Genomic DNA, 6,073 nt, shown 5'->3' on the forward strand with positions numbered 1-6,073 from the left:
TATTGAATAGAGTGACTATTCAATATGCTTTTCTTTTAAAAAACTCCCTTCATAAAAAACGGATTTATTATTTTCTTCTATTGTTATTCCAAAAATTCCATAAAATATTGAAATAACAGGACAAATTAAATTAAATAAACAAAAAGGTACATAAATATATGTTGGAACTCCAAAAGTACTTGCTACAAAAGCTCCACATACAGTCCATGGAACTAAAGGTGATGTTATAGTTCCTCCATCTTCTAAAGCCCTTGATAAATTCTTTGGAGCTAAATTTAATTCCTCGTAATTTTTTCTAAACATTCTACCAGTTATTACAATTGACATATATTGTCCACCAGCACACAGATTAGTTAAAATTGGAGTAATTACAGAAGCTACTACAATTTTATTCTTAGTATTAGCCACTTTAGATATTGTTGTTGCTAATTTATCTAACATTCCAGATTTTTCCATTATTCCTGCAAAAGCTAGAGCTGAAATAATCAAGGATATTGTCATAAGCATTGAAGACATTCCACCACGAGTCAATAAACTATCAATAGCTTTAACTCCAGTATTACTTTTATATCCAAATTGCAAAACCCTCATAATATCTATTAAAGTTTTCTTTTGAATTACCATTGCTGCAACTCCACCTAATAAAGCACCGGAAAATAATCCTGGTAAAGCTGGAACTTTCTTCATGACTAATCCTATTGTTAAAATTGGAATTAAAATTAACCAAGGTGTTATAGTAAAGCTTTGATTTAAAGTTGTTAACATTAAATCTACTCCAATATCATCAACTATTGCATTAGAATATTTATTTCCTAAAATAATAAAACCTATAAGAGCTAAAATATATGCTGGTACAGTTGTATAAAGCATATGTTTTATATGATCAAATAGTTTAGCTCCGGCCATAAGTGGAGCTAAATTTGTGGTATCTGATAATGGCGACATCTTATCGCCAAAATATGCTCCAGATACTACAGCTCCTACTATAACTTCTCGAGGAACTCCTAGTCCTTCCCCCATTCCTATTAAGGCAATTCCTATTGTTGACATTGTCGTCCAAGAACTTCCTGTTGAGATTGATATTAATGATGAGCTAATTAAAGCTACAGGTAAAAATATATCTGGTGTTATCATTTTAAGTCCATAGTATATCATTGTAGGTACAACTCCTGATAATATCCATGTTCCTATGGACATTCCAATAACTAGTAATATCATAATTGGAATTACAACCATTTTTAGGGTATCTGAAATTCCGTTTTCTAAATCTTTCCAATTACATTTTAATAAAACCTTTGCTACTAAAGCTGCAAACATTGCTGAAGCAAAAACAGGAAAATGCACAGGTAATTTAGCTATTATAACAGCATAAGATATTATAATAAGGAGAAAAAATATGGGCAATAGTGCTATATATAAAGGTATTTCTCTTTTATTTTTCATAAAGCCTCCCTTTTTAAATTGATATTATTCCCAAAATATTCCACCAAGGATAGGCTATTCCCAATAAAATAGCTAATCCTAAAAACATACGCACCATAAGAATTTTTACTAAAGTACTTAAAGAGACATATCCTGAAGTATAAACTAATAATAGTCCTGCAAACTCATATGGTAGTAGATATTGATCTAATGAAACTTGAAATATATAGGTCATCACATAAGGATTTATATTGTTTTCAATTCCAAGTTGTATTAAAGGCATTGTGAAAGATGACATAGCTGCTAGAGGTGTAAGTAAAAAGTTTAATAAAATACCTGAAATATAGGATATTGTTATTATTGAGAAGGTATTTCCTTTAAAAAATGGTTGTAAAAAGTCTTTAATTATATTGATAGCTTGAGTCTCAGAAGCTACTGCTCCTATGCTCATAGCTCCTACAATAAATAAAAGAGGTAATAAGTTTATTTTCTTTAAACTATCATTGTTTAATAAATCTATTTTTGGGACAAAAAACAGTGTAGATAAAACTACTAAAATCCAAGCGGAATTCACTTTATGAATGCTTTCTGTAGTCATAAATACAAGTGCTATTCCCATCATTATAAAAGCTTTTTTTTCCTTATCTTTTATTCTACCTAAATCTAAATATCTCTTTTGTAACAGTTCTCTTTTTTCTCTTGTTAAAGGCTCTGTATTTTTAGTAAATAAAATTAAAACTCCCAATGAACCAAAGGTGTAGCAAAAAATATATGGTAAGTTATGAATTAAATACTGAGTCCAAGTCAGAGTTTGACCAGTTACTTGCTGAGCATAGTTTAAACCAATTATTATTCCTGAATCACCAGTTGCAAATCCCAATCTAAAAGTTGAAATAGCAAAGAACCCAGCCAATGTTAATAGTGTTGCTTCTAAACTCTTAGCTTTATAACCCAATGTCTCTATTAAACCCATAGTTATGATGTTAAAAATAACAATTTTGGCTATAACAGATGGTATAAAGGGTGTTATTATTATTCCTGCCAAAGTTATTCCTAAAAGAATTGTTGCAAAAGTTTTTCCAAACTTTGCTATGCTCCAAATTGCAATTCTCCTAGCCACCCCTGTTTCATTTAACATGGTAGACATTAGCATAGCTGCCAAAACTAACCATGGTATCGTTGATGTCCAAGGCTTAAATGCAATGTTTGGAGTTGTAATCTTAAATATCACATACAATGCAGGAAGTAACAATCCTGTTATAGAATCTGGAATCAATGAAAAACACCAGAGTAATACACCAAATACAGTGATTATAAAAAACATTGATGTTTTATAATCTAAACTATATCGCTGTGTTAAAGTCCAAATTATAAACATTGTTATAAAGGTCCCAATCCATTTGTAAAAATCACCTTTTATTATATAGAAAGAGCCTTTTAAGGCTCTTTCACTCTCTATCTTTCCCATTTTTAATCCCCCTTATAGATTTCTCTCTATAAACTCTTCAATTTCATCTATAGGATTAAATCCTGAAAGTCTATCCACTACCTTACTATCTTTTACTAGTAGCAATACTGGTATTGATTTTAAGTTATTTTTTAACATGAACTCCTTGTTTTTATCAGCATCTAAATGATATGCAACCATATTTGATTCCTCTTTATAAATAGGTACCAGTTCCTCTAATATAGGTTGAAGAGCCATACAATTTTTACATCTCTCCGCTCCCACAAATATTAATCCTATATCCTCTACTTTAGATAGTTCATCCGCCATATTTTTTTCATCTAAATGTGCAAAAAGTTTTGAATTTATATTAAATAGTTTTGGTTTTTCCTCTGTTTCATCTCCAGCTGCAACACAAGCATTTAAAGCATTTGATTTCTCCCATGGAGAAACTCCTTCAACTTTTATTCTTGTAGCTCCTCCTAAAGGTTTTGAACCAGGTACTCTAAAAGTTGAAACATCTATTTTCTTTATCGGTGTTTCCTCTGGTTTTTCAAGTTGTGGTACCCATTCATATGGTACTCTATATGCTCTATAAATCATATTCATGTTCATTATCTCTTTATCCCAATATGGATTTATATATTCCCAAACAATCTCATAACTAGAAGTTACTTCTATCAATCTACCATTGGAACCCTCTGTTATCAAAGTATTTCCATTTGCCAGTCTCTGCGCTCCACTTATAAATGGACTATAGAATCTCGATGCATCAAGTGGCATTACAAAACCAGCTTCTTTTGGTGTGTATTGCCATACAATCTCCAATGTAATTGGGTCTATTTCCAATATTCTTGAATAGTCTCTTCTTGCATTTTTTTCACCATATTTAGACTCAGGGTTTGGTGCACCATATCCTGCCCATCCTCCATTATCAAAGACTATAATGTTCCCTTCTCCTGGAAGACCTCTTGGTATCATATGAGCATGGTGCTGTCCTATTATACATCCTAAGTGCTTCAACTCAGGAGTATCATAATATGGTCCGATTTTCCATACAACTTTCCCTGTCTCTTTACTAATAATTGCAATTATATTTGTTTCTCTTCCATCCCAAATTATATTATCTGGATGAAATCTTTCATCCCCAGCATCATACCATCTATTTGGACCTAAAACTGACATGGAGTTAATATGCATCCAATCTCCAACTTTTTCTGGTTCTACACTTCTTAAATTTGGATTTCTAAATAGTACATTTTTTGCCTCTTCTGAAAATCCGAATTCATCAAAATGCTCATTACAGATCCATTCCCAAATTATTTTTCCATTTTCATCTATCTCATAAATAACATCATCTAACAATAACTTATCCGATATTTTTAAATTTCTTACAGTTTTATGTCCCAATATTAAAGTTTTTCCACCATGAACTTTTGGCTCCATTCCAGGTACATAATACCCTACTGGATTTCCCTCCCTTTGATAATCGTGATGCTGCCTAGCCATCCATCTGGGTTCTAGCCCTTCATCTTCAATATATTCATATCTATCAAATCTCCAAACTTCATTTCCATCCCAATCTAGTTGCACTATATCCTCATAATCTTGCATTCCAAATTTTGAACTTCTCTCTCTTTTACTACCTAGAACATATCCTCCTGGAAACATTTTTGCTGGAAATCCTTTTAAATTTTCCCAAAGCCTAATCTCTCCTCCATTCATATCAATTAACATCACTCCCTGTCCTTTTAAAGGAAATAATGTATACCCACTCCACGCTTTTTCTGGATTATAAATTGTTGCCCCTGTTGGATAAATAGTTGGATGACCCATTTTAAACCTCCCCTTTGTATTTTATCTATTAATTATTAATTCTGGATTATCTATATTCTCTTTATTAAAAAACTTTGCTAAATATCTATTTTTTCTAATATCAATATATATGAAATCACTTATATTTTCATCTTTTAACTCTTTCTCTTTTTCAGAAAGATATTTTAATCCATCATTATCTAAAGAGTTCCAAAATCCAATAGCCACTTTTTTATCTTTAATTCTATTGATATAAACATTCATCTCCTCTAGATATTTTTCTGCTGCAACTGCTGCTATAGCTCCATCTGCTGCTGCTGTTATAACTTGCTTAAGGTATTTTTCTCTCACATCTCCAGCAACAAAAACACCAGATATAGATGAGTTTAGTAATGAATCACACTCGATATGTCCTCTTTTATCAAGTTTAACATTTGTATCCTCTAAAAATTCAGTATTTGGTATCATTCCTACAAAGAAGAAAACACCTTTACAAGGTACTTCAGTTATATCTCCAGTCTTTAAATTCTTAATCCTAACTTTTTCTACTGATTCATCTCCCATAATCTCATCTAAAGTTGAATTCCAAATAAACTCCATTTTAGGATTTTTAAAAGCTTCCTCTGCACTTAATCTATTACAATCTAAAATTCCCTCTTCATGAATCACTACAACTTTTACTTTAGAAGCGTATTTAGATATAAACATTCCCTCCTCTATGGCTTGATCTCCACTTCCAACTACTATTACCTCTTGATTTGAGAAAAACTCTGCATCACATGTGGCACAATATGCCACCCCTCTTCCTTTGAAGTCAACCTCTCCAGGAATACCTAAAATTCTCGGCTTTGTCCCTGTTGCAAATATAATACTTCTTGCTTTGTACTCTTTTCTTCTACTTTTTAAAGTTTTTATCTCCCCTTCTAATTCTACGCTTCTAACACTGTCTCTCACAATAGTTGCACCTAAATTTTCAGCATGCTTAGACATAACCTCGCCTAGTCTTTCTCCCGAAGTCTTTGGAATACCCGGATAATTAACTATCTCTGTTGTTTTGGAAGCCATTCCGCCAATTGTTCCTTTTTCTAAAATCAATGTTTTCATTTTGGCTCTTGCTCCATATATTCCTGCTGCTAACCCTGCTGGTCCTGCTCCAACAATTATTAAATCATAAATATTTTCCATCTCTTCCTCCAGTGTTTAAAATTCCTCAATATCTAAAAATAAAATTATATTGAGCTCCAAAACATATTAATCTTATAAAAAAAGGTTACCTTATTTTAAGGTAACCTTCTTAAATTAATACTAGCCTAAGAAATTTTCTACCCTATAAACTGAATTTGATTCGATTAATCTTCCTTTTAATTTTCTACTTTAGTATACTAATAT

At 31.6% G+C, this 6,073-nt stretch carries 4 protein-coding genes; all 4 read right to left on the reverse strand.

Annotated elements, in window-relative coordinates:
- Positions 1-15: 15 nt before the first annotated feature.
- The 4 genes from nhaC to trxB are packed head-to-tail and all read right to left on the reverse strand — an operon-like array spanning position 16 to position 5,869.
- On the reverse strand, positions 16-1,443 hold the full coding sequence (gene nhaC / locus ACMOUI_RS05755) for a Na+/H+ antiporter NhaC (protein ID WP_418964779.1): 1,428 nt from the start codon (positions 1,441-1,443) through the stop codon (positions 16-18).
- Between the two features lie 13 nt (positions 1,444-1,456).
- Positions 1,457-2,890, reverse strand: a complete 1,434-nt coding sequence (locus ACMOUI_RS05760) for an SLC13 family permease (RefSeq protein ID WP_418964780.1) — start codon at positions 2,888-2,890, stop codon at positions 1,457-1,459.
- Positions 2,891-2,902: 12 nt separating this feature from the next.
- Complete coding sequence (locus ACMOUI_RS05765) at positions 2,903-4,705, reverse strand: aryl-sulfate sulfotransferase (protein ID WP_418964781.1); 1,803 nt, start codon at positions 4,703-4,705, stop codon at positions 2,903-2,905.
- Between the two features lie 21 nt (positions 4,706-4,726).
- The gene (trxB, locus tag ACMOUI_RS05770; protein WP_418964782.1) at positions 4,727-5,869 is read right to left on the reverse strand and encodes a thioredoxin-disulfide reductase; all 1,143 of its coding nucleotides are present in this window, start codon (positions 5,867-5,869) and stop codon (positions 4,727-4,729) included.
- Positions 5,870-6,073 lie beyond the last annotated feature (204 nt).

The sequence above is a fragment of the Cetobacterium sp. genome (assembly GCF_048470075.1).
In the GTDB taxonomy this organism is placed as follows: domain Bacteria; phylum Fusobacteriota; class Fusobacteriia; order Fusobacteriales; family Fusobacteriaceae; genus Cetobacterium_A.

Bases quoted from the DNA above. Each gene is read 5' to 3' on its own strand.
- nhaC (WP_418964779.1), bottom strand. From the start codon at position 1,443: ATGAAAAATAAAAGAGAAATACCTTTATATATAGCACTATTGCCCATA.
- ACMOUI_RS05760 (WP_418964780.1), bottom strand. From the start codon at position 2,890: ATGGGAAAGATAGAGAGTGAAAGAGCCTTAAAAGGCTCTTTCTATATA.
- ACMOUI_RS05765 (WP_418964781.1), bottom strand. From the start codon at position 4,705: ATGGGTCATCCAACTATTTATCCAACAGGGGCAACAATTTATAATCCA.
- trxB (WP_418964782.1), bottom strand. From the start codon at position 5,869: ATGGAAAATATTTATGATTTAATAATTGTTGGAGCAGGACCAGCAGGG.